The organism is Hymenobacter sp. (assembly GCF_036387835.1).
Lineage (GTDB): Bacteria > Bacteroidota > Bacteroidia > Cytophagales > Hymenobacteraceae > Hymenobacter.
Window position 1 is genome coordinate 64,628 of the sequence record NZ_DASVSY010000092.1, and the last position, 24,939, is coordinate 89,566.

The 24,939-nt window shown below is 58.0% G+C and carries 19 protein-coding genes; 8 read left to right on the top strand and 11 right to left on the bottom strand.

From position 1 onward, the window contains the following. Positions 1-55: 55 nt before the first annotated feature. From VF639_RS17760 to VF639_RS17770, 3 genes are all read right to left on the bottom strand, one after another. Entirely contained in the window at positions 56-1,282 is a 1,227-nt protein-coding gene (locus VF639_RS17760) for a hypothetical protein (RefSeq protein ID WP_331147271.1), read from the bottom strand. A gap of 312 nt (positions 1,283-1,594) precedes the next feature. Then, positions 1,595-2,809, bottom strand: a complete 1,215-nt coding sequence (locus VF639_RS17765) for a hypothetical protein (RefSeq protein WP_331147272.1) — start codon at positions 2,807-2,809, stop codon at positions 1,595-1,597. A 206-nt stretch (positions 2,810-3,015) separates the two neighbouring features. Next, positions 3,016-3,984 (bottom strand): YihY/virulence factor BrkB family protein, encoded by a 969-nt coding sequence (locus tag VF639_RS17770; protein WP_331147273.1) that lies wholly within the window; start codon positions 3,982-3,984, stop codon positions 3,016-3,018. A 211-nt stretch (positions 3,985-4,195) separates the two neighbouring features. Between VF639_RS17770 and VF639_RS17775 the strand changes: the two genes are divergently transcribed. Beyond that, entirely contained in the window at positions 4,196-4,972 is a 777-nt protein-coding gene (locus VF639_RS17775) for a hypothetical protein (RefSeq protein WP_331147274.1), read from the top strand. 200 nt (positions 4,973-5,172) lie between these two features. Here VF639_RS17775 and VF639_RS17780 read toward each other — a convergent pair whose 3' ends face one another. After that, a complete protein-coding gene (locus VF639_RS17780) occupies positions 5,173-5,907 on the bottom strand; it encodes a DUF3891 family protein (protein WP_331147275.1) in 735 nt (244 codons plus the stop codon). Between the two features lie 140 nt (positions 5,908-6,047). Continuing rightward, complete coding sequence (locus VF639_RS17785) at positions 6,048-7,049, bottom strand: NAD-dependent epimerase/dehydratase family protein (protein ID WP_331147276.1); 1,002 nt, start codon at positions 7,047-7,049, stop codon at positions 6,048-6,050. 477 nt (positions 7,050-7,526) lie between these two features. Between VF639_RS17785 and VF639_RS17790 the strand changes: the two genes are divergently transcribed. Together VF639_RS17790 and kbl are read left to right on the top strand one after the other, a co-directional pair. Then, positions 7,527-8,603, top strand: a complete 1,077-nt coding sequence (locus VF639_RS17790) for a patatin-like phospholipase family protein (protein WP_331147277.1) — start codon at positions 7,527-7,529, stop codon at positions 8,601-8,603. Between the two features lie 497 nt (positions 8,604-9,100). After that, entirely contained in the window at positions 9,101-10,348 is a 1,248-nt protein-coding gene (gene kbl / locus VF639_RS17795) for a glycine C-acetyltransferase (RefSeq protein ID WP_331147278.1), read from the top strand. 58 nt (positions 10,349-10,406) lie between these two features. On the opposite strand, the gene VF639_RS17800 is transcribed toward kbl, so the two are convergent. From VF639_RS17800 to folP, 6 genes are all read right to left on the bottom strand, one after another. Beyond that, positions 10,407-15,089, bottom strand: a complete 4,683-nt coding sequence (locus VF639_RS17800; RefSeq protein WP_331147279.1) for a hypothetical protein — start codon at positions 15,087-15,089, stop codon at positions 10,407-10,409. A 30-nt stretch (positions 15,090-15,119) separates the two neighbouring features. Continuing rightward, the gene (locus VF639_RS17805; protein WP_331147280.1) at positions 15,120-16,568 is read right to left on the bottom strand and encodes a patatin-like phospholipase family protein; all 1,449 of its coding nucleotides are present in this window, start codon (positions 16,566-16,568) and stop codon (positions 15,120-15,122) included. Between the two features lie 50 nt (positions 16,569-16,618). Further along, positions 16,619-18,052, bottom strand: a complete 1,434-nt coding sequence (locus VF639_RS17810; protein ID WP_331147281.1) for a membrane dipeptidase — start codon at positions 18,050-18,052, stop codon at positions 16,619-16,621. Positions 18,053-18,394: 342 nt separating this feature from the next. Then, complete coding sequence (locus VF639_RS17815; protein ID WP_331147282.1) at positions 18,395-18,523, bottom strand: hypothetical protein; 129 nt, start codon at positions 18,521-18,523, stop codon at positions 18,395-18,397. A gap of 178 nt (positions 18,524-18,701) precedes the next feature. Continuing rightward, entirely contained in the window at positions 18,702-19,538 is an 837-nt protein-coding gene (cdaA, locus tag VF639_RS17820) for a diadenylate cyclase CdaA (protein ID WP_331147283.1), read from the bottom strand. Then, positions 19,535-20,419, bottom strand: coding sequence for a dihydropteroate synthase (gene folP, locus VF639_RS17825; protein ID WP_331147284.1), 885 nt, complete (start codon positions 20,417-20,419; stop codon positions 19,535-19,537). The genes cdaA and folP overlap by 4 nt, the downstream gene beginning before the upstream one ends. A gap of 147 nt (positions 20,420-20,566) precedes the next feature. Here folP and VF639_RS17830 point away from each other — a divergent pair, with 147 nt between their 5' ends. The 5 genes from VF639_RS17830 (at position 20,567) to VF639_RS17850 (ending at position 24,909) form a co-directional block, all read left to right on the top strand. Beyond that, entirely contained in the window at positions 20,567-21,112 is a 546-nt protein-coding gene (locus VF639_RS17830; protein WP_331147285.1) for a DUF1599 domain-containing protein, read from the top strand. Positions 21,113-21,264: 152 nt separating this feature from the next. Beyond that, positions 21,265-22,365 (top strand): BT_3928 family protein, encoded by a 1,101-nt coding sequence (locus VF639_RS17835; RefSeq protein WP_331147286.1) that lies wholly within the window; start codon positions 21,265-21,267, stop codon positions 22,363-22,365. Between the two features lie 99 nt (positions 22,366-22,464). Then, complete coding sequence (locus VF639_RS17840) at positions 22,465-23,520, top strand: ABC transporter permease (RefSeq protein WP_331147287.1); 1,056 nt, start codon at positions 22,465-22,467, stop codon at positions 23,518-23,520. A gap of 112 nt (positions 23,521-23,632) precedes the next feature. Further along, on the top strand, positions 23,633-24,163 hold the full coding sequence (locus VF639_RS17845) for a shikimate kinase (protein ID WP_331147288.1): 531 nt from the start codon (positions 23,633-23,635) through the stop codon (positions 24,161-24,163). Between the two features lie 68 nt (positions 24,164-24,231). Continuing rightward, positions 24,232-24,909: a sterol desaturase family protein gene (locus tag VF639_RS17850; protein ID WP_331147289.1), complete on the top strand. Its 678-nt coding sequence runs from the start codon at positions 24,232-24,234 to the stop codon at positions 24,907-24,909. Positions 24,910-24,939: the final 30 nt, after the last annotated feature.

Here is a 24,939-nt window from a genome sequence, read left to right on the forward strand (position 1 = left end):
AAGTTATCTATTGCACAGTAAAATTCAATTTTATCAAATATATTTAGTCCAGTGCTTACCGCTTACGCTTGCCGAAGCGGTAGCTGTATTCGTAATAAAGCGGAATGACGGTGTTAAAAGCATATTCCCGCTCAAGGAAAGGCAAGGCGTACAGGGCGCCAAGGCTTACGCTGTTGCGTCGCCAAGCAAACCTGGCGCCGTAAAGCCCAAGCAAGCCAGGACTGTCGTGGGTCAGCAGGTAGTTTTCGCTAACCAAGGATAAGCGCCGGCTGATGCGCTTCTGGCCGCCAAAGTGCCCGGCGAAAAAGTTGGTTCCATGGGTACCGGCAAAGCCATAGCCGGCCCCCACCGTAAAATTGTTGTCGGCCGAGCCGTAGGTGGCAACTCCGTAGGCGATGCCAAGCCCATAAGCCACACTTTCAGAGCCGAAATCGGGCACGCGCACATACATGAGGCTGCCACCTACTCGCCATTTCTCTGACATTTGAACCGACACCTTCGGCGTGAAAACCAGGAACTGGGAGCTAAGCGGTAACAGGGGAATGGCCGAGAAAATCAGGCTGACGGAGAAATTGTTGGTGATGCCGTAGCCGCCGCCCAACACGCACGGAACAATGCTTTGGATGTAGCCTTCGTGGCGGCTCAGGCTGCGCGCAGTGGGCGACAAGAACAGTCGGTCGCCACTGCCGATAGCAAACCGGTCGGTGGGGCGGCGGTAGAGTTGGCTGCTTATTTCTTCGAGTAGCACAATAGCCGACCGCTCCACTACTACCACGGAGTCGGCGGTCAGAAAATCCAGCTGCGTCCGCCGCTGATCAACGAGGTACCCTTCCAAAGTGATGCCGGAGCGCAAGCCCACCCGATAGCGTCGATCTATCTTCAACTGCCGGCCGCTGGTTGCAAATAAAGGTTTGCGGGAATGAACGCTAGGTAAGCCGCTTACTTCTCGCTGACGGGTTTCAATACTGGTGCGCACCGCAGCAAACTCAGCTGCGGAGAAGGGACGCAATACAGTGCGGCCGTCGCGCAGCAGCGCGCGCAGCTGAATGGTGCTGTCCGACGACAGGTTCTGCTCGAAGCGGGCCTGGGCGAAGTTATCGGCCGAGTAGTAAGGGAACAGGCCGTAGGTGGCTTTTTCCTGCGCGTCAATAACCTCACCTACCGCCGCACTAACAACGAGCGGGCGGGTGGCTGGAGGCGAAGCGGCCTGTTGGGCTTGCACCTGGTTGGAAAGAAGGAATACGAGCGGCGCAAGGCAGTTTAGGATAAGTATTCGGCGCATAAGCTTGAATGAATAGCACAGAGTTGATTATTGCCTGAAGTTTCACTGCCGGGCCGTAGCGTAATCTTGTAAGATTGAAGTGTTACCCCTTCGCGTCGGTAAAAAGAATCTACCTGCACAGGAAGCACTTGTTGCTACATTTAGCCACCTGGTTGCAGTAAAGGGTCGGTGAGTAAGCTATTCGTTGGTTGCTATATCTAAATTGTTTTTGTCACCCCTCCCTTGCAGGCTTCTTTGTCTATGCACTGGCACTAAAAAGCCCTTCCAGCAGATACTAGAAGGGCTTTTTAGTGTCAGATAATGGTCGTCGCTCTAGCGGCTGCCTTTGCCGAAGCGGAAGGTGAAGTCGTAATACAATGGGATGACATAGGAGCTGAACACACGTGGTGACGAATCGTAGCTGTTTTGGCTGTCTCGGTAGACTGCCACGTACACAGCCCCCAGCCCCAGACTGGTACGGCGCCAGTTAATTTTTACGCCATACAATCCACCCAATCCAGCCTCGCTGTCGGCAATGATGTAGTTTTCGCTGATGAGCGATACCCGCCGTGACACGCGTGTTTGGCCCCCTATCTGCACCACGGGCGTAGTGCCAATTTCGTCATCAAAAAAGCCATAGCCTAATCCCAAAGTCAGGTTGTTATCGGCCGAACCGTAAGTGGTATTGACGTACAAAATGCCCGCGCTGGTTTCAAAAGCACGTAGATACAGCGCGCCAGCTCCGGCATACCACTTTTCACTCAGCCGCCCAGACACTTTTGGCGTAAAGGCCAGGACCTGATATTCAAGTGGAATGCCGGGCACCACCGAGGCCAGCAGCCCCATTGACACATGGTTAGTGATGCCGTAGTTGATGCCTAGTACATACAAGTTTAAGGTTTGCAATGCACCTTCGCCGCGCCGCAGGTTACGGGCGGTAGGCTGAAAAAACAACCGATTTCCATTGCCGATGTCATACCAGTTGGCCGGACGGCGGGCTACGTTGGACGTCAGCTCCTCCAGGCGCGCAATATTGGTTCGCTCTACCTGCACCACCCCCAAGTCGGAAGTCATAAATTCCAATTGGGTAGGGCGGCGAGCCGTAAGCTCTCCGTCGAAGGCAGTGCCCGTGCGCAGTAGTACGCGGAAGCGGCGGCCTATTGAGTCGGTAAGAGCAGTAGTGCCCGCCTGTGTGGGACTCAAGCGGCTTATTTCCTGCAGGCGGGTTTCGATACTGGTACGCATTGCAGCAAACTCAGCTGCCGAGAAGGGACGCAGTATGGTGCGGCCGTCGCGCAGTTGGGTGCGCAGGCGGATGGTGCTGTCAGGAGCCAGCAGTTGTTCGAAGCGGGCCTCGACGAAATTGTCGGCCGAGTAGTAGGGAAACAGGCCGTAGGTGGCTTTTTCCTGCGCGTCAATAACCCCGCCTACCGCCGCATTAACAACGAGCGGGCGGGTGGCTGGTGGGGTGATTTGCTGAGCAATGGATTGGCTGAAAGTAAGGAATGCGAGCAGTGCAAGGCAGGCAGAAAGTAAAATGCGAGGCATAAAATTACGGGAGAAATAAAAGATTGATCAAACCTAATATTCCGCCGGTACAGTACCATAAAACCTCAAAAAAATAGCAGCCTAAATCGGATTTTTCAAAGTAATTATTTGTCACTCTCATTTGAAGTGACGAACTGTATTATTTGCTTTCTGCAACGATGTAGCACGCTATTCTTGATTTGCTAAGCCAAAAATTATTCGACTTTTCAATCTTTCCAGCGGCCTACGGCGCGGGGGCGGCCGGTTGCTATTTCTTCGTTGGATTCGCCTTCGGGTACTTCGCGGGTTTCGATGCGGACGGCGTGGGCTTTGGGCTGTACTTTCTGGCCAAAGGCATCAGCAAATTCCTGCGTAAACTCGGCGCCGAAGAAAATAATGAGTGACGAGTAGTTTACCCACAGCAACAGCACGATAGCCGAACCGGCCGCCCCAAAAGCCGAGCCGGGGTTGGACTTGGCGATATAGAAGGCAATCAGGTACTTACCAATCAGAAAGAGCAGCGCCGTGATGAAAGCCCCAATGCCTACGTCGCGCCAACGGATGATAGCGTCGGGCAGGAAGCGGTAGATGAGGGCGAACAGCAGCGACGTAATAAACAAGGACAAGCCGAAGTCGACGAGGTGGATGACGATGATGGTAACTTCGGGCAGCAGCCGTTGCAAGTAGTCGGTGAACGAACTCAAAATGGCGCTAATCACGAAGGAGATGAGCAACAACAGCGCCACGCTCAGGATCAGGCCGAAGGAGAGAAGCCGGTCGCGAATGAACTGCCAGATGCCGCTGCGGGGCTTTACCTTCAGGTTCCAGATGTCGTTGATGCTTTCCTGCAGCGTGACGAAAAAGGTGGTGGCCGCAAAAATCAGGGTGCCAACGCCGATGATGGATGCTACGCCGCTTTTCTGCTGCTTGGTAAATTCAGCAATGGAATCTTGCAGGAACTTCGCGGAATCGGCCCCTACCAAGCCTTTCATTTGCCCGTATATCTGTCCCGTTAGCGCCTCGCCGCCAAACACCGAACTGGCTACCGTGATGACGATAAGCAGCAGGGGCGGCAACGAGAAAATAGTGTAGTAGGAAAGCGCTGCGGCATGCCGAAACGAGTTGTTAGACATGAACTCGCTGCCCGTTGTCTTGAGCGTGCTGATGATGTCGGAAAAGCGGTAATGCGTAGCCATAGACAGAGAATCGAAGAAAAGTCGCTGCAACTAGTACGGTCTTGCGGCCTCGACGTTCGGCGAAGTAAGCTAAAAGGCAACCGATTGCGTAAAGAAGCTCGGCCTGTCAATAGGATTGAAGCATATTTTTTCTTTGATTTAGTATATGAAACTCCTTGATTTCACCGCTCGACCGGCCGCTCTTTGGCCAACTCTTCTGCTTAGCAGCCTCATGGCTTGCAGCTCTCCCAACGAGGAAACTGCTTCGGAGGTAGCTACCACCCCCGCCACCGACAGCACCGCCTCCTATCCACCCGCCACCGGGTTCGATAAAACCGGCTCGGATGCCAAAGCACAGGCAGTGGCCGACCAAGTGATGCGCCAAATGGGCGGCTATCCGGCCTGGGAGCAAACCCGCCTCCTGGGTTGGGACTTCCTCGACGGCTCCTACCAATTGTGGGACAAGAAAACCGGCGACTTCCACTGGCAAAAAGACAGCCTGGTAGCCAACTACAACCTGAACACCAAGCAAGGCCACGCCTACAGCAGCGGCAAGGACATATCAGGCACCGAAGAGGGTAAGAAACTGCTCGAGAAGATGTACCCGATTTGGGTGAACAACTCGTGGTGGCTGCTGATGCCCTTCAAACTCAAGGACTCGGGCGTCACGCTCACCTACAAAGGGCCCGGCAAACTCATGGACGGTACCACGCCCGCCGAGGTGCTGAACATGACGTTCAAGAACGTAGGCGTCACGCCCGAAAACAAATACGAGGTGCTGGTGAATCCTAAAACCAACTTGGTTGAAGAGTGGGCCTACTACCCGAAAGCCACCGACGCGCAACCCGCCTTCCGCCGCCGCTGGATGGAGTACAAACAGTACGGCCCCCTCAAGCTGGCCACCGACCGCACCGACGGCAAAGACGGCCGCCGCCTCGACCACGTGTACGCCAGCACCGATGTGCCCACCGGCCTCATGAACAGCAAGACCCCTGTAACTAAACTCTAAATCACGGATTTAGCCGGATTTGTCGGATTACACGGATGCAAACGGCAAAGACGACGAGGTCGTTTGAATATGGGTTGTCAATAAGCCTGGTTGTCGAGTACTTAAAGTAGCTTCGACACAAAACAAACGCGGCTTGGCATATGCTAGGCCGCGTTTGTTATTGAATGCCTATTCGAATCCGTGTAATCCGGCAAATCCGGCTAAATCCGTGATTTAAGGGTCCAGGTCAGGGTTTCAATGGGGGCTTCGCGTAGGGCGGTGGCTAGCTCGGCGTCGTCCTTGAATTGGAGTTGCTGCAACAGGCTGGTTTCTATGCTTACCGTGAATTGCTTTTCTTGAAAAGGCCAAGGATGCACTATGAGCGGACCGCTTTCTGCGGGGCGCACCACATCGTAGCGCTGCCCGTCCATGCCGGTATAGATTTCGAGGGAGCGGCTCATTTCAGGTAGCTCGTGGCGGCATAGAATCAAGCTGAGCCGGTCGCACCAGTGCATGAGGTCGTAGGCTTGTTGGGCTTCCACTCGCTGCAGGTTCAGTTGTTTTATCCAACGTTTTTGGTTGGCCTGTTGCTCGTCCAGAAAGGTATCGGTGGTCTTGTTATCACCGCGCAGGGTTTCGTAGAGCTTGCTTAGGTGCATGCTAGTGAGCAAGCTGCGCCAGCGGCCCTGGAACCGGGCGGAGTGCAATACACCTTGCGCCTGTTCCAAAGAAAACTCTTTCATCGTGAAATTGGCGGGTGCACCGGCGGGCGTGAGGCCATAGTGCCCGTCCCAATTGGGTTGCTCGTCGTCGTGCTGCGCTACGGCAGCAAGCAGGCCAACCCACTTGTCTAACGGCAAAAATGCTGGCCACTCGTGCAAGAGCTGAGCGGCTAGCAGCGCGTGCGCCTGCTGGTAGATAATCTGCCAGCCGTCGGCGGTGTAATTTACGATCATGTGAGTTGCTTGCGGAGTTGCGCAGGGTTTGACGCAAGGTTTCGCCTGGGGGTTGCGAAAACTTACTGAACCTGGGCTTTCCGGAAACAAAAAAACCTGCCGGTGCGGCAGGGGCAGGTTTCTTTAAATGGGAGCTGATCTTACGCTACGTGGGCGGGCTCGGCCAGGAGCTGGCGCAGGTGCAGCAGCATATCATCGGTCATCTTATCGAGCGTGAAATGCGGCTGCCAGCCCCAATCGTGGCGGGCCTGCGTGTCGTCGATGCTGGCGGGCCAGGAGTCGGCAATCTGCTGGCGCGAATCGGACTGGTAGGTGGTGTGGAACTCGGGGTAGTGGCGGCAGATGCTGGTGGTTATTTCGGCAGGCGAGAAGCTCATGGCGCCTAGGTTGTAGCTGCTGCGCACCGTGAGGCGGTCGGCGGGGGCGTGCATCAGGTCCAGCGTGGCTTTCAGGGCGTCGGGCATGTACATCATCGGCAGGTAGGTGTCTTTCTTGAGAAAGCACTCGTAAGGCTGGCCGGCCACGGCTTTGTGGTAGATGTCGACGGCGTAGTCGGTGGTGCCGCCGCCGGGCAGGCTTTTGTAGCCAATGAGGCCGGGGTAGCGCAGGCTGCGCACATCCAGGTTGTGCTTGCGGAAGTACCACTCGCACCACTGCTCGCCGGCCAGCTTGCTGATGCCATACACCGTGTTCGGGTTCATTACCGTTAGCTGCGGCGTGTGGTGGCGGGGCGTATCAGGACCGAATACGGCAATAGAAGAAGGCCAATATACCTGCTGCACCCCGAGGTCAACGGCCGCATCGAGCACGTTGAATAGACCGTCCATGTTCAGTTGCCAGCCAAATTTCGGGTTCTTCTCGGCCGTGGCCGACAGCAGCGCTGCCAGGTGGTACACTTGCTTGGGCTTGTACTGCCGGATTACGTTTTCCAGCCGGGGCTTGTCGAGCACGTCCAGCAACTCGAAGGGACCCGCCTGCTGCACCTCCTCGTTCTTGGGCGCCCGCACATCAGCCGCTACTACGTTGGACGCGCCGTAGAGCTGGCGAAGCTCGTGCGTTAGCTCTAGTCCAAGTTGGCCGCCGGCTCCAATTACAAGAATGGTATCGGCGGAAGAGGTGGCAGGGCGGGGTGTATTTTCCATACAAACAATAGTGGGTGGGGATGGGGCCGCAAAGATAACGGGCTAGGCTGGTTTCGCCGTTGAGACGCTGCTACTTCGCGAAAGTGAACAGCTTAATCTTGGTTGCATCCAGCGGCGGCGCGGGCGCGGCAAGGTGAGTTGCTGTCAAGCAAGTTTCACGAACTAAAGCTGCCCCGCGGCTACTGTCTCAACGGATAGCTTGAAGGCAAAGCAACTCTTATTGGTTCGTTGCGCATCTTGTTGGCGGGCGGCTACCTTTTGCTCGGTGGTGTGCGGTTTTCTGGCTTTTGCTAACTTTCCTTAGAGGCTGTTTGCGTTACGTTTTCGAAATCACCGAACAATGTAGAGACGCATCTTTGCGTCTCGGCGTTGAACAAGCTTTGGGCAGGCGGCGCGGACGATGAGACGCAAACATGCGTCTCTACACCGTTCGAACCGGTTTCTGACTTTTGCTGTCCTTCCTTTTTGCTGTAGTCTATGCGCTTTGTTTTGATTTTTGTGTTGCTGCTTGGCGTACTGCGGGTTGGGTGGGCACAGTCGCCGGTTTACCGAAATCTGGTGATGGAAGGAGGCGGCATTCGGGGCATTGCCTACGGCGGGGCGCTGGCCGAGCTGGAGAAGCAGGGGGTTCTGGCAGGCATCCGGCGGGTGGGCGGCACGTCGGCCGGGGCTATTCAGGCGGCGCTGCTGGCGGTTGGCTACTCGCCTGCCGAAATTGTGGAGGTGGTCAACAACACGCCCGTGCAGCGCCTCAACGATGGTCGCCTTATCTTCTTCGGGGGCAGCACGCGGCTCGTGAAGCAGTACGGCTGGTACCGCGGCGACCAGTTCACGAAGTATCTAAGCGAACTAGTCGTGCGCAAAACCGGAAACCCCGACCTCACCCTTGGCCAGCTGCACGCCTTGGCGCAACAGCAGCCCACTCACTACCGCGACCTGTACACCACCGGCACCAACCTCACCACCCAACGCACACAGATATTCAGCCACGAAACCTTCCCCGACATGCGCGTGGCCGACGCCGTCCGCATCAGCATGAGCATCCCGCTGTATTTCCGCGCCGTGCTCCTCGACAAGCAAGGCCACGTGGTGCGCCAGCCCGCCAAAGGTCAGGAAGTGGAAGTACTGGTTGATGGCGGTCTACTGGCCAACTATCCTATCAACCTCTTCGACCATCCCCGCTACCGCACTCTGCAAACCAGCGGGTTGCCTGCCGCCTCTCCACCCGTTACCACCTCAACTACCTCCTTCTTCAACCCCGAAACGCTAGGCCTGCGCCTCGACCGGGCCGAGCAGCTGCCCTACGACGCGCAGCCCGGCGGCCGGCAGCAGCTCGCTCCCTACGCCATCCATGACTTCGGCTCTTACATGGGCGCCCTCTATACCGTGGCCATCGAAAACCTCAACGCCTCACACCCCGAAGACTGGCCCCGCACCGTCAGCATCAGCACCTTGGGCTTTAACCCCAAAATCAGGCGCGTTTCTGATGCGCAGAAGCAGCAGCTCATGGACAGTGGCAGGGAAGGGGTACGCGCGTTTTTCCGGCGGGAGTAGTTGCGGCCAGATTTCACGGAGGGCTTTCGGCAGACACCGCGCAACTATTTTTATAAAACCCGTATGTTTGTAAAAGGCTGATAGATAACCGGTCTGTCAAACAAACGGCGGCCAGGGCTGAAACCCTGACCGCCGCCATCCTACGGATGTCCGAGCAAGTGGCTAACCACCGCCCGAATTGCGCCGCCTAGAACTGCTTTCGTCAGTTCCAGCACGACCTGAAATCAATTGGCCTTGCCAACCGGTTTCTGTTTCGCACGTTTACCCATCTTATTGTAGGTTGAGGGTGTGCTAATCACCCACTTCCTGAAGCCCCGACTGTGTCCGCAGCCGGGGCTTCGTCTTTTCACAGACGACGCGTTGGCGGGGTGACAACCGTGCGAACAATCTAAAGGTAGAAGTTGTGGTTGGTTTGAGAGCAGCGGAACGGTACCGCGCTGCCTTGGCTATCTTTGCCGACTCGCCATTCCGCCCATTCACTTCATCCACTCATTCCCATGTATACCACTCTTCAACCCGACCTCGAAAAGCAGCTTCAGGATATCAAAGACGCCGGCCTCTACAAGAAGGAGCGGGTTATTACCTCACCGCAGGGGGCGGAAATCAGGACCGAAGAAGGGGGAGAAGTGCTGAACTTCTGCGCCAACAACTACCTCGGTCTCTCCTCGCATCCCGAGGTAATTAAAGCGGCCAAAGAAGCCATTGACACCCACGGCTACGGCATGTCGTCGGTACGTTTCATTTGCGGCACGCAGGATATTCATAAGCAGCTGGAAGCTAAGCTGGCTGAATTTCTCGGCACCGAAGACACTATTCTCTACGCCGCCGCCTTCGACGCCAACGGGGGCGTGTTCGAACCGCTCTTCAACGAGCAGGACGCTATTATTTCCGACTCGCTCAACCACGCCAGCATTATCGATGGGGTGCGGCTCTGCAAAGCGCAACGCTACCGCTACGCCCACAACGACATGGCCGACCTGGAAAAGCAGCTCCAGGATGCGCAGGCCAAAGGCACCCGCCACCGCATCGTCGTCACCGACGGCTCGTTTAGCATGGACGGCACCATCGCGCAGCTCGACAAAATCTGCGACCTGGCCGACAAGTACCAGGCGCTGGTGATGATAGACGAGTGCCACAGCATGGGCTTCCTCGGCAAAACCGGCCGCGGCACCCACGAGTACCGCAACGTGCTCGGCCGCGTCGACATCATCACGGGCACGCTCGGCAAGGCGTTGGGCGGCGCTATGGGCGGCTTCACCTCGGGCCGCAAGGAAGTGATTGAAATGCTACGGCAGCGCAGCCGCCCCTACCTGTTTTCGAACACGTTGGCCCCGGCCATAGTGGGCGCCTCGCTCCGGGTGCTGGAATTGCTGACGGAAAGCACCGCCCTGCGCGACCAGCTCGAAGAAAACACCAAGTATTTCCGCCAAAAGATGACCGAGGCCGGCTTCGACATCAAGCCCGGCGAGCATCCCATTGTGCCCGTTATGCTTTATGATGCCAAACTCAGCCAGGAGTTTGCAGCCAAAATGCTGGAAAAAGGCATCTACGTAGTTGGTTTTTACTACCCCGTAGTACCCCAAGGTCAGGCCCGCATCCGGGTGCAGCTCAGTGCCGCCCACACCCGCGCGCATCTCGACAAGGCCATCAACGCCTTCATTGAAGTAGGGCAGGAGCTAGGTACCCTCAAAGACCGTTCGGCCGCCAAGTCAGAAGCAGGGCAAGTGGTAACGAATACGCCGTAAGGGGCGTGCTACAGGAAAAACAGGCTGCGGAATTTCCGCAGCCTGAATCAACTGATGCTTACCCCTCTGCGCTTTTCGGCGAAGCCGCTGCTTGGCTAGTGCCCAGGGAAGAAAAGCTAAGAAACCGGTAAGCCAAGGGCGCAATACTCAGAATAGCAGTCAAGAAAGATTGCACCTCGTTTAGGGTGCTGCGCTGCGTGACGAAGATAAACAACCCGGCGGCGGAGAGCAGCAGGAAAACCGGGAAGCTACGCTGGCTCCAGGCGCTGTCGCTTTGAGCTTCTTGTAGGGCTTCGCGCTCAATGCGCAGGGCCTGCTCCTGCGGCAGCCCAATCAAGATAAAGCTGCGAAAGGTTTCGTTGACAATCCGGATGCCGAGCTGATCGTAGAGAAGAAGGCCGCGCTCTAGCAAGTCGTTGATGATGAGTGAGTCGCGGCCGTTGACCAAGCCATCTTGGGCTAAGTCGTAGAGCAGGTACCGCTCGTGGGGGCTCAGGGTTTCCCATAGCTGGCGCAATTGGAGCTGCGTGCGGCGCTGAATGATCAGAATAACATCTTCTTCGGCTGGCATGCGTCCTCGCCGGGCGCCGTCGAGCAGAAATCTTTCCAACTCGGGCTCCATAAACTTCAGAATAGGCAGCGCGTCGCATTCCACCTTCACAAACCACCGGAGCAGGCAGTAGCGGTGCAGTTGTTCGGCGAGACAGGCAGTAGTGTTCTGCTTGAGGAGCACCTGCTGCACCTCTTGGCCGAAGTCGTGCTTTTGCTGGGTTAGCTCCTGCGCTAGGCTGGGGGCAGCGGCCGGGGGCTGCCAGGGCTGGTCGGGGCGTAGGTGGGGCTCGGGGTGAAGGGGCTCGTAGGCAAAGGTGAAATTGGCGAGCGTATCGAGCAGCCGGTCGCCGAGGGCCCACACCAGTTGGTGCTGGCTCTTGCTCGGACACTGCTCCCGGGTGTGCCCACAGTCGGCAAACAGCGCGGGATGCACCTTCGACACAACCACCAGGCGGAGCCGGGCCGGTAAAGAGGCGGTTAGCTTCTCCAGTATTTCGATTTTGGCGCGGGTAAACTCTGGGTCATGCAGGCGATAGTCGAAGTGCTCTAGCGCAATGGTGCGCAGGCCTGGCTTTTGTGCATCGGTCAGCCACTGCTGCGCTTGGTCTGAGGCCGGGTCGTTGGGCGACTGAGGCGGCAATAGCTGGCAATTGAGATGCAGCACGCTAAAGTCGAAAAGGTTGCGCTCGGTAAAGGTGCTGTCGAGCGGTTTAACGAAGTATTGACGAACTGCCGAGTTGGAATGCGAGGGCTGCGCCTGGGTACCGGTTAGCTGAACCCGGTTTTTCAGACTTTGGAGGTCGAGGTTGAAGATCCGCCGCGTCAGGATGCGCAGCAACACGTAGAGTACCACGCTCAGCAGCAGTAGCAGCCCCACCTGGCGCAGCCAGCGCAGCAGATAATGGGCCGGTGACTCGCCCCGCACAATGGGCTGGGGCAGATACCAGTGCCGGCCCCAAGCCAGGTCGCTGACATGGGCCGTGAATTGGTCGTAGGTGCCATTGGGGCGCGGAATGTACGTTTGCAGGCGGTTGTGTTCCCCTTCTTGCTGCTCGCTGTGCTCGGTGGTCAGCAAGGGCGTATGGCTGCCCAGGGGCAGGGTGCTGCGCGGTGCCTGGGCCAGGGTATCGAAGGAAGGATGCAGCCAGCGCACTAGTTTCCGGAAATTCTGGGTGGAGCGGCTGGCTTCGTGCCTGGGGGTAGCCAGCGGGGCGTAATGAGTGGAAAAGAAGAAGGGTAGGTAGGCGTAGCTCTGCGCTTGCTCCCGGCGGTTCAACCTCTCGGTAGCGGCCCGTCGCTGGGCTGCCTGCAGCTGCTGGCCCAGGCGCAGGTGGGCATAATGAAGCTGAAGCTCCCGCTCGACGCGGTATGCCAGGTGGTAGCAGTAGATAGGCGGCAAAATGCTGACCACCAGTATCCAGCCAAGCAGCATCAGCGCGTAAGCCCGTTTAAACCAATGATAGGAGCGGGGCAAAGAAGCAAACGTTGCGAGCGGCCGTGCCTGGCCCACTACCGGGGCAGCCGGCGCCGTTCTTACGGGCATCGCCGTGAGCCCCAGCACTGCCCCCGACGACTGGTTCATGAAGAGCTGCCGCACCTGACTTAATCGTCTGCGTAGCGCGAGCCGCGGCGGGCGCTGAAACAGGTAGATGAGTTGCTCCTGCTTCGCTTTCGAGAGGTACCGCTCAATGCCCCGTAGCATAACAACCAGTAGTAGCTGAAACAGCAAAATGCAGCCCCACGGCAGCACGGCCTCCATCGTTAGTTCTTGCCAGCCCGGCCCAGTCCAGTAAAGCGCTAAGCCATTGTAGGCAAGCAGCTCGGCCAGTACCAGGGTTTGTACTCTGGCCAGGGCTTTGGTTTGCTTGTCGCTGGGCAGTTGCAATTGTCGAAAGCCAAACCCGAAGGCATAGAGCGGGAGCAGCAGCAGCAGAAACGGCTGGACAGTAGGCATGGTAAAGTCGGCAAACCACACGAGTAGCCCCGCGCCGCCCACCAAGGCGGCCATAATTCGCCAGTAAGCGTCTTCCCGTTCGGAACTAGGCCAAAGCCGCCGCAGGCTGTAGCGCAAATCCAGTATCCGGTGGCGGCGCGGCAGCACCAGCACGTAGAGCCCAATGAACAGCAAATGAGCCAGCCCAATGGCGCCAAGCAGGGTAGCCGCCAAGCTGAGCGTTTGCATCTGGCGGGCCTGTACTGCCCGTAGGTCGGCCATGGTAATCAGGTAGAGCGGCCAGGTGCCGAGCTGCCGAACGCACACACTCTGGTAGTGCCCCTGGTACTGAACCACGCCCTGGGTGGCTTCGTGGGTAAGCAGGGCCGTGCGCAGCAAATCAACGGGCTCAGTATCCTGAAACATGTTTTCGCTTAGGTTCAGGCGGGCATCCGAATGAAACTGCACTTCGCCCCGCTCATCCATCAAACAGAAGCTGTAGCCAGGCGGTAGTATCGGAGCCGAAAGCGACCGGAGCTGGGTGGTGTAAATGCTCAGCACCGACTGCAGGCTGCTATCTGGTGGGGCCAGAACCTGCGCCCAGCTTTGCTGGTAGAATGGCTGGTGGCTGGGGCGCACAAACACGGCGGCCTTTTCACCCTGCCGACCGTAGCGCATCACCGAGGCCAGCCGGAAAAGCGTATCGGCCAGCGCGGCGCTATCGGGCCCGGTTTGCCAGCTTAGCTGCCGGAAGTCGCTGAGCCACGGACTGCGCAGCCGCAGCCGGAAAGGGTCGGGCGGAAATAGCCAGAGGTTGCCTTTGAGGGCTTGCCGCATGTATTCCCGGTCTTGCAGGCTAGGATTGAACCGGGTGGGCAGGTAGTCCACAAAAATCAGCCCCTCGCCTTGCTTGTCCAGCCACTGAATCCGGTCGGTGGGTTGCCAGGTGCGGATAGCCCGGCTCAAGCCAACGGCGGCTGTATCGAGCTTATTGGCCGGAACATATTTTTCGACGGATACGCTGGCTTGGTTACGATACTGCTGGCGCAACGCAGCATGGCTTTTCTCTTGTGCGGCCAGTAACTGCCGGGAGTCCGTGGTGCGCAAGCCGGCCTCTGCCTTCTGTAGCGAGGCCCGTACCTCTCGCAGCTCCCGGATCAGCGTTTGTTCTACCGCCCCCGACAACTGCCGCAGCTGGGCATCCAGCAAGTCGGGTTCGAGGTCGTACTTGGCTATTGGCGAGAGCGAGAGTAGCATCAGAAACGTAGTGGCAAAAACCAGTGACAAGCCGCACAGCACCACATCGGCATGGCCGAGCCGCTCGCGGGCATTCATGAACACAATTTTCATGTACGGCAAGGCCAGTAGCCCGAGCAGGATAACGGCCAAGGCTACTTCCAGCACGTTGTCGGGCAGAGCGCGCTGCTCGTTCCGAAAATCGGCGGTCGGCACGGCACCCGCGAGCAGCCAGGTAGCGGCTCCGCGCAGGCGCAACGGTTGCACAAACAGCTGGTACGACTGCCCGTTGATGGCCAGCTCGACCTGGCGCGAAACCAGGATGCCCGTGGAGTCTTGGAGCCAGCGCGGGGCTTTGCTTTTCGAGTCGGCTGGCAGCTGAATGGTGGCCGGGGCCGCGAACGAGCTGTAGTACACCTGGTTGTACTGCGGCTCGCCCTGCGCCGACAACTCCGGCCCGATAATAAGAAACTGCCCGAACGTGTCAGGCCGCAGCAGGTCGCGCACGAAATCGACGATGCTGGCGGAGCTGACAATGTGCTGTTGCTGGTTGAAGGCATACTCGAATTGCACCCGCTGCTGGGCTGGCTGCCACCGAATTTCCGTTAGCTCGCCTACGGGCCACGGTTTGCTCGACCGCTTTGACGGCGCGGAGATGAGGTTGTCGAAAGCAGGCGTATTCAGGTCTTGGCGCTGCCAGGTTGGCTGCAGCCGCCGCGCGGCATTGCGGTAGGCGGTGTCCGGCAAGGCCACCGCAATAGGCCGGAAGGCGTTCGGCCCTTGTTGGTGCGCCGCGTGCCAGATTTCGCGGCGCATAGCATCCACCCGCTTACCGTAAGCTTTTTCCTTATCCTGCAGGTTTTCCCCAATGCGGCTCATCACCCGGAAATAGCGGGCCCGCAGGTAGGCTTCGCGCGCCGGCAGGTAGCCCAGCGCGTAGTAAACCACAACCAGCACCAGCAACAAGCTTAAGCCAATCGTGACGGCATGACGCCGCAAAGGTTCCGTAACAAAGTTCATGGCGCCTTCTATGCTATGCCCCTGTGGCCGTTAGTTTTCCAGCATATAAGACGGCAGCAGCCCACCCGGCCAGTCGAGCCCACTAATCACCTCATGAACCTGCGGCGTCATGTTGATGGAGCGAGTCACCACTTCCACCTTGGCCGCCCGCAGCTCCTTGTAGGCCGTCCAGTCGAAGCCTTGCAGAAATTTAACGGCCCCGCGCACACCCACCGCGAAAAGCTTCAGCTTTTCCTCGGCCGGCATATCAAAGGCCAGCCAGTTGAAGCCGTCCACGTTCAAGCAGTGCACCAAGTGGCGGTAGTCGGAGTTGCGGCGGATAAAGTCGGCATCATACTGGGAGCGGGCCGCATCGAAAATGGCGCCCAGGTATTGCAGCACCGAATCAGTGGGCTGGAAGCTGGCCCGGTCGATGCCCAGTTTCACGCCGAAGGTGGGCGCGGCCGGTACCTGGGTGTTGTCGTGGAAAACGTTGATGGGGAAGTTGGAGATAATGCCCCCGTCCACAAATAAGGCTTCTTCGGGGATAGGACCGAGGTAGCCCAGCGCGTCCCAGGCCCGGCGATAGTCAATAGCAGTCGGGTCGTCTTTCTGGCGGCCGGGCAGGTTGAGGCAGCGGTAGGGCTGAAAGAACAGCGGCACCGACATCGACGCCCGCACCAGCAGCGCCGGGCTGATTTTGCGCCAGTCAACCCAATAAAGCGGGGCCATTTCCGGGAATACCACTTTGGTTTGGGTGGTGATGTCGGCCGTAATGATAGCCAGCCGCGACAAGGAGGCCGATTCGTAGAGCGTTTCGGTGGTGGAACTCGCGGGTCGGCGGCGCAAGCCACCGGGAGGCACCTGGGTCCGGCGCTCCAGCAGGGCCTCAATGCTGTTGGCCTCTCGTTCCTTTAGAAGCGTCTCCAGCCAGCGCGTAAATTTCTTGCCGGGGTGCAAGCCGAAGTCGCGGCTGATATGCCCGCGCACGTCCCACGCCGCCTTGATGTCCTGCACGTGGTCGGTCCGGCGCTTCAACCACCCAATAAACCCTTTTTCGGTGATGTCAGGCTCCATCACTTCCTGCGTGAATTCGCGGGCGTGCTCGTCGCCGTCCACGAAGTCGTAGAAATTTTTGTTGGCCAGCTGTTCGATAATCCAATCGGTAGAAGCCTCGTGGCGCGGCCCCGCCGCTGCCATCAGCAGGGCGTTGATAGAGCCGGCCGAGGTGCCGCCGAGCTGCAGAAACCGAATGCCCACTTGCTCTAGCGCGTACACGTAGCCAACCAGCGCAATTCCAAGCATGCCGCCGCCTTCCATCACCAGGTCCACGTACTGGTGCCGGTAGCCCCGCGCGTCGGGCGGCAAAGCATCCGTGACATCGGAAATCGACCAGCCTGGCCGCTCGACTAGATAGCTATGCAGCTCGTGCATATCGGCATGAACATAATCCGTGAAGTCCTGGGCGGTAAGAGGAGCAGTTTTAACGGTCGTTTTCATAGCGAAAGAAATAAGGAACAAGAGAATCAGAGCGGAAGGGCGGGGGCACTCTAATTGGCCGCCGAGCTTGCCGGCAAGTATTTCAGCAGAAAAGCCAAAGCGTTGTCGGCCATGATGCGGCTCACCACTTCCTCGGCATCCACGGCGCGGTTGGCAGCTAGCGTCAGGGATAGGTTGCCGGAGCCAGTGAGGTAGTTATGCGCGTGCTTGAGTAGGTAGTCGCTGAGAAGAGGAAGTTCCTCGTGGGTCCAATACCCATTTATTGGGTCCACAATGCCATCGAAGTCGGTGCCCAGCGCCAGCGTGCCCCAGGCGAAGAGGTTGTGCTTATCCAGCAGCTCGGCCACGTGCTGCACCTGATTCCAAACCAGCCCAGCCCAGTGAAACAGAATTTTGCGGCGCTGCAAATGTCCTTTGGCCTTGCGCAGCGCGGCCGGTGAGCCCACCCGTCGTTCATCGAGCTGCAAGCCGAGCAGCCCGCCCGAACGCGCTATACGAAGCAGATCCTCGTCGTAGAAGTTGATGTCGAAGTCCCAGAATAGATGTCGGTCGGCGTCGGAGCCGGTTACGGCGCCGTGGCTGGCTACCACGGGAATATCCTGGCCGGCGAATTCGGCATCGAGCAGGGCGTAGAACTGCTGGCGGCACAACCGGCTCATATGCTTCACGTCCACCAGAATGCGGCGGCCCGGCGTGGTAGCCAGTAGTTCGCGCAGCACTGCCCGACCCAGCTCCGTTAGTCCTGTGCCAAGCCCTAGGCTCTGGTTGGTGAACTTCGCCACAATGCCCGTCAGGCTGGCCGCATGGCCGCCTAGCTCGTTGAAAAAGTGGTGGGCAAAAGTGATAAACAGAGGGCAGTGCGGCCAGGCTTTCACCTGCCGGATATGCGCTTGCAGGGTGGCTAGGTCCGCTGGCCGGCCAGTGGGGTCGAGGCCGCAGCCGAAAGCGTGGGCGCCTTCAATGCTAAGCAGCACGGCCACGGTGTTCGGTTCCTGCAAAGCCGCTTCCACGGTAGCGCGGGTGCCGCAGAGTCGGTAGCGGGCTTTCTCGCCCGAGGGCAGCGTTACGGTTTGCCCGTCAAGGCTGCGCAGGAACTCGTATTCCGCTACCAAATCCAGAAAGTAGTCTTGCTGGCGCTGAATAGCCTGAATGCGCTGATGCCCCAGGCCCGTGGCCAAATCCAGGGCCACGTCGCCCACGGGGCCGGTACCGAGCTGATTCACAAAAAAGCCGCGCTCCGGCGGATACAGCGCCGCCACTACCAACCGCACTTGTCCCCGGCGGCTGCTGGTAAAGTCGCTCTGCCGGAACTTTGTGAGCTGAGCCACAAAATTAACCACCTTATCAAGCAAGGTGGGCCGGTCGTGGTGCCAGGCGCACGCCACCGAGGTTGGACGCGGGTTTTGCTTCTGCTGGTCGGCCTTGAAGCTGTGCCCGAACGGCTTCATGCTCGGGTGGCAGTGCAAGTCAATTATAAGGTCCATAGCGTTAGCGGCAATGCCTAGCGTCCGGCCCTCTCGGAAGAGAAAGCCAGATCATAAAACAATCTGCCAGACTCAACCCGCGAAAAGCAGGCCGGCTAGCAACGCGGCAAAAACGGTGGACCCGGCGCGGGGGCGCAAAACCGGGATAAGAAGGGCAGCCAGCAGACTACCAGCACGAAGGATACGCAAGCCCCGAAAGTCGCGCAGCCGTAGCTGCTACGTTGTTTCGGAATAACTAAGCAATGGGTAAGACATGGAACACAGTAAAAATATAGTAAAAACTTGTTATTTGAAAGAGTTCTTATAGCAAGTTTTACTTGACCGTTGCGGTTAGTGGAAGAGCTAGTGGCTCAGCAAGGGTGCCAGAGCTATAGCGGTTTCGTGCACGGTGTACCCATTGCGGTAGAGGCGCATCTTTACGTCTTGTCGTTGAACGATGGTTAGGCAGGCGGCGCGAACGATGAGACGCAAAGAGGCGTCTCTACAAGCGGCTGCACCGTGCACGAAACGGCAATAAGTAGCTGATACCAGCCTCAGGGTCTACCACGATTCGAGCAAGGGGCTTGGGTTTTGTTCAGCAGGGCGTTCTAAAGTCTCTGTTCCGAATACCTCTTCCGCCAACCCAATAGTGCCGTCTTCGCGTGGGCGTTTATGCCGCCACTTCCGCCGCCGATGAGGCCGCAGTAGGCTTGGGCACCACATCAAACAGAAGCTCGTTGAGGCGGGCGCGCAGGTCGGCAGGGGCTAGGTTGCGGAAGACCTCGCCGCCGCGCACCAACGAAACCTGGCCGGTTTCTTCGCTCACCACCAATACCACCGCATCCGTCACTTCACTCAGGCCGATGGCGGCGCGGTGGCGCAGCCCAAGGGCGGCGGGCACATCAGGATTTTCGCTGACCGGCAAGATGCAGCGCGCCGCCTGAATCCGGCCCCGGTTGATGATGACGGCGCCGTCGTGCAAGGGGCTGGTTTTGTTGAAGATGCTCATCAGCAGGCGCTTGCTCACGGTAGCATCAATCAGGTCGCCGGAGTTGGCGAAGGCCGTGAGGTCGGAGGCTTGGTTGAAAGCGATGAGAGCCCCGGTGTTTTTGCCGGCCAGGCTTTTGGCGGCTTCCACAAAGGGCGTGATATTCATGCGTTCGGCTCCAGCATTATCGCGCCGCCACGCGAAGTTGCGTACCCGCTCAAAGGCCGTTACCTTGCCCACGTTCAGCAAGAACCGCCTGATTTCCTGCTGAAACAAGATGATGCCGGCCAGCACGCCCACGCTCATAAACTGACCTAAAATACTGGTCAGCAGCTCCATGCCAGCGGCTTTCACCACCAGATAGAACAGGTAGATGGACATGAAGCCCAGGAAAATCTTCAGCGCGACGCTTCCCGTTAACAGCTTGTAGAGCTGATAAAACAGCACCGTGACTAGCAGCACGTCGATGACGTCTATCCAGCCAATGCGCAGGAAGCCGATGCTGAAAGAACCAATCACGGGTAGGAGGTAGGCGGGAAGGTGGGAGAAACGAGCTGAATAGTTTGAACGGCTTCGGCTACATCATGTACGCGCAGGAGCCGGGCGCCGTTGAGCACCGCTAAGGCATTGACGGCAACCGTACCGGTAAGGGCTGCATCGGGGGTGAGGCCAAGGGGCTTATACACCATACTTTTTCGGGAAAGCCCCGCCAAAATGGGCAGGCCCAATACCGCCAGCTCGGGCAAGCGCCGCAGGAGCTCGTGGCTTTGGGCGGGTGTTTTGGCAAACCCAAAACCGGGGTCCAGCACGACATCGGTCACGCCGTGCTGGCGTAGCGTCACCAGCTTGTCGCGGAAGTAGCGCACCAGCTCCAACACAATGTCGCCCTCGTAGTGGGTGTGCTGGGTCATGGTTTGGGGCGTGCCGCGCAGGTGCATCAGAATATAAGGCACACCCAGGCGGCCGGCGGTGGGCAGCATGTCGGGGTCGAGGGTGCCGCCGCTGATGTCGTTGATAATGTCGGCGCCTGTGGCTACGGCTTCGGCGGCCACCGAGGCCCGAAACGTATCGACGGACAGGAAAGCCTCGGGGAACATTCGGCGCACCGCTTCCACGGCGGGCAGCAGGCGGCGCTTCTCCTCGTCTTCGCCGATGTGCTCGGCCCCCGGCCGCGACGAGTAGCCGCCCAGGTCGAGGACGGCGGCCCCGGCGTGTAGCATGGTTTCGGCGCGGCGCAGCAGGTCGTCTTCCGCCTGAATGCGGCTGCCGGCAAAGAACGAGTCGGGCGTCAGGTTGAGGATGCCCATCACCCGCGGCCAGCTTAAATCAAGTACCCGGCCGCCGGGGCAGCGCAGGGTTTGCGCGGCCGGAAAACATGTATCTTGCGGGGCCTGGAGCATGGTTTTCGGGTGGTGAGAACAGATAATTCAGAACAACTCCAACGACTTCAATAACCCCCAGCAGGTCCTTGCCGCGGGAGGCCAAAGGAGAGGGGTGTTCTTGCTACCGACGTGTTCGACGTCACCCAACAAAATAGGCGTAAAAACTTGGAGAATCAAACCCAACACGAATACGACCAGATAATAGCGCAGTGCCGGACGCTGTTTTTGGCCAAAACGCACGACTACGGTACGGCCTGGCGCATCATGCGCCTGCCCAGCATCACCGACCAGATTTATATCAAAGCCCAGCGCATTCGCAGCATTCAGGAGAAGGGCACGCAGTTGGTGGCGGATGACGTAGATGGCGAGTTTGTAGCCATCATCAATTACTGCGTCATTGCCCTCATGCAGCTCCGCCTGCCCCCCAACGCGCCCCTCGACCTCGACCCCACCGATGTGGCCGCTGCCTATGACCAGGAAACCGCCGAAAACCGGCGCCTGCTCTTCGCCAAAAACCACGACTACGGCGAGGCCTGGCGCCAGATGCGCATCGAGAGCATCACCGACATCATTTTGATGAAGCTGCACCGCACCAAGCAAATCGAAGACTTAGCGGGCCGCACGCAGGTTTCGGAAGGCGTGGAAGCCAATTACCGCGACATGTTGAACTATGCGGTATTTGTGTTGATTAAGAAAGGATTTAGCGCCTAGCGCCTGGTGCGTGGTACTTAATTAGCATCGAATGTGCTATTTGGATGAGTAACTTGCAGAGCCTGGAATTACGTAGCTGCAACTCGTGACCCAAATTGTCATCCCTGTTCCTAATCACCGGGCACCAAGCACTACGCACGCACTACTCTATTATGAAACAACTTACCCGAATCTGCTGGCTGCTGCTGGGCATGATATTCATTTTCTCGGGCCTTATCAAGCTGAATGATCCGGTGGGCACGGCCCTCAAACTAGAAGAATACTTCGAGGTATTTGCCGAAGATTTCGGCCGATTCTTTCTGTTTTTCAAGCCGTTCTCCCGCACGATGAGCATCGTGCTCAGCTCGTTGGAGGTGATACTAGGCGTGGCACTGTTGCTGCGCTGGATGCTGCGCAAGACGCTATGGGTGCTGCTGGTGCTGCTGGTGTTTTTCGGCTTCCTGACCTTCTACTCGGCCGCCTTCAACAAAGTCACGGACTGCGGCTGCTTCGGTGACTTTATCAAACTCACGCCCTGGACTTCGTTTCTGAAAGACCTGTTCCTGTTAGGGTTGTGGACGGTGGTGTTCCTGAATCAGCGCTTTTTGCGCCGGGTATTTGCCAAGGGGCAGTTGGGCGTAATGTATATCACCTTTGCTTCGGCCGTGGCCATTGGCATTGGGGTGCGGGCGCTAGGGCACCTGCCGTACTTCGACTTCTTGCCTTATAAAGTGGGCAACAACATTGGGCAGTTGATGAAGTCTTCGGCGCCGCTGCGCTACAAGTACGTGATGGAGCGCAACGGCGAAAGCAAAGACTTCACTGATTATCCCACCGACTCCACCTGGAAGTTCAAGCAGATGGTGGCCCTCAACCCCGAGGCCGGTCCCAAAATCACCGATTTCCGGGTGTGGAACGACGAAGGCGACTTCACGCAGGAGCTGCTGCAAGGCAACCGCCTCGTCCTTATCGTGCAGGGTACCGAGAAGGCCGACCGGGACCGGTTCAAGCTCATCAACGACTTATTTGCCGCCGCGCAGAAGTCGCGCAAGAAGATTTCCGTGCTGGTGCTCACCAGCAGCAGCCCCGCCGCCTTCGACGCCTTCCGCCACGACGTGAACCTGAGCGCCCCTTTCTACTACGCCGATGCCACGGTGCTTAAATCCATGATTCGCTCTAATCCCGGCCTTTTGCTCCTGCAAAACGGCACTGTAAAGGGCAAATACCACTACCACGACATTCCCGCCATCGGCGACGTGGAGAAACTCTTATGAGTTGCCGGTTGCCGGTTGTGAGTTGCCAGTTATTAGTTAGTTCTATCAGCTGACAACCCATAACCGGCAACTGGCAACTCGCAACTGGTAACTAATAACTTGATATCCTTCGTCTTCCGTCGCCTAGGTCAAGGTCTGCTGATATTGGTGGGCGTGGCGTGCACGGTGTTTTTTCTGTTTCAGGTGCTGCCCGGCGACCCGGTGGCGCTACTGGCCGGTCAACGCTCCGACGCCGCCACCCGCGCCGCCATTGCCGCCGACCTCGGCCTCAACGAATCCATGCCGGTGCAGCTCGGCGGTTACCTCAACGACATTTCGCCCCTGGGGCTACACCCGCGCGACTCGGCCGGCGTAGCCAAGTACGGCGGCGTTACATTGCTGCCATTGGGCGCTAAGGCGCTGGTGCTGAAGAAGCCTTATCTGCGCCGCTCGTTTCAAAGCAATAAAGCCGTGCTCAGCATCCTGCTCGATCATTTTACGGGCACCTTGTGGCTGGCGCTGGCGGCCATGCTGCTGGCCGCCGTGCTCGGTATTGCGTTTGGAATAGTGGCGGCCCTTAAGCCGCATTCTTGGTTGGATAGAACCCTGATAACTACCTCCGTACTCGGTATTTCGGTGCCTTCGTTTGTGGCGGGTATCCTGATTGCCATCACGTTTGGGTTCTACTGGAGCCACTGGACCGGCCTCAACCTCACCGGGCAGCTCTACGAAACCGACCCGTTCACGGGCCGGCACTTGGTGTTGCGCAACTTGGTGCTGCCGGCGTTTGCGCTCGGCATCCGGCCGCTGGCTGTTATCACGCAGCTTACCCGTTCCTCTATGCTCGATGTGCTCAGCCAGGATTATATCCGAACGGCGCGGGCCAAGGGGCTGTCGGGTTACCGGACGGTGATGGGGCACGCGCTTAAAAACGCGCTGAACCCGGTGGTAACGGCCGTGTCGGGCTGGCTGGCTTCCCTGATGGCAGGGGCTTTCTTTATCGAGTACATCTTCAACTGGAAGGGTTTGGGTACCGTGACACTGCGCGCCGTCGAGAACCTGGATTTTCCGGTGGTTATGGGCTCCACCATCTTTATTGCGGCCTTATTCGTGCTCGTCAATATCGCCGTCGATGTGCTTTATGCCGTACTCGACCCGCGGGTAAGACTGAACTGACAAGGACATTTAACATTTATCAATTAACATTTAACAGCTAGCGGCCTTGCGCTTATGGCTTTGCTTTCAATGATGCGTAGCTTATGGGTACCTGTTAAATGTTAATTGATAAATGTTAAATGTAAAAATCCATTTGATTGGCATGCCGGGGTCTGGCAAAACTACCTTGGGGCGGGGGCTGGCAGTGGCGTACGAGGTGCCGTTTCTGGATCTGGATGAGGAACTGGTTCGGCAGGAAGGCCGCAGCATACCGGCTATTTTCGAGGCCGAAGGAGAGGCCTATTTCCGGGAGCGGGAAGCAGCAGTGCTGCGCGACGTGGCAGCGCGTTACCCACAGATGGTGCTGGCTACCGGTGGCGGTACGCCCTGCTTTCACAACAACTTAGCTGTGCTACTCGAAACCGGACTTACGCTGTATCTGGATGTTCCCGTGGCGACCCTGGTGAGCCGGGTAGTGGCGGTGGCCAAAAGCCGGCCCCTGCTGGCCGCGCTACCCGATGCAGCGGCCCTGGAAGCCCGATTGCGCGAAACCTTACAGGTACGCAAGCAGTTTTACGAACAAGCCCCGCTACGCTGCGAAGCATCGACCTGCACGGTAGCAGCGGTGCGCCAACTCGTAGCTCGCTATCAAACGTCAGCCTGATACAAAGAAGCAAACCGTTTGCGCTAGGATGCGTACTTTTGCTCCCTGAAATAAGCCTATTACCGACGATGTCAACAGAAACTGCGGCTTCCCCACTGCCAATCCCCACTCCGGCGAAAGCTCCTGAGAATGTGAAGCCTAAGCACAAAGGTTCGGCTCAACTTTTCCAGAACCCGGTACTGGAGCGCCTCTCACACACCCACATTGCGTTGCCCGTCTCCATTTTTATTTTGACGGCAACTCTTAGCCTGTATTATGGCGTTACCCAGGGCTTCACTACTGGGCTAGCGGCCTTCGGCCAGTTTCTGGGCGGGTGGTTCCTGTTCACGTTTGTGGAGTATGCCATGCACCGCTACTTGTACCACATTCCGGCCACCACACCGAAGCGCATCAAGTTTCAGTATACCATGCACGGCGTCCACCACGAGTTTCCGAAGGACAAGACGCGCTTGGCGATGCCTCCCATCGTTTCGGTGTTCGTAGCATCGGTATTCTTTTTCATCTTCCGCTTTATTTTTGGGAGTGCCGCGTTTGGCGTGCTGGCGGGCTTCGTATTTGGCTACGCTCTCTACCTGTTCGTGCACTACTCGATTCACGTGTACGCGCCGCCGAAGAACTTCCTGAAAGTATGGTGGACGCACCACGCGCAGCACCATTATCGGCAAGACGAAATTGCCTTTGGCGTGAGCAGCACCCTCTGGGACCACATCATCGGGACCATGCCCGACAAAGTGAAGAAGCAGTAATAACCCGATCTAAGCACTACGAAACGACCT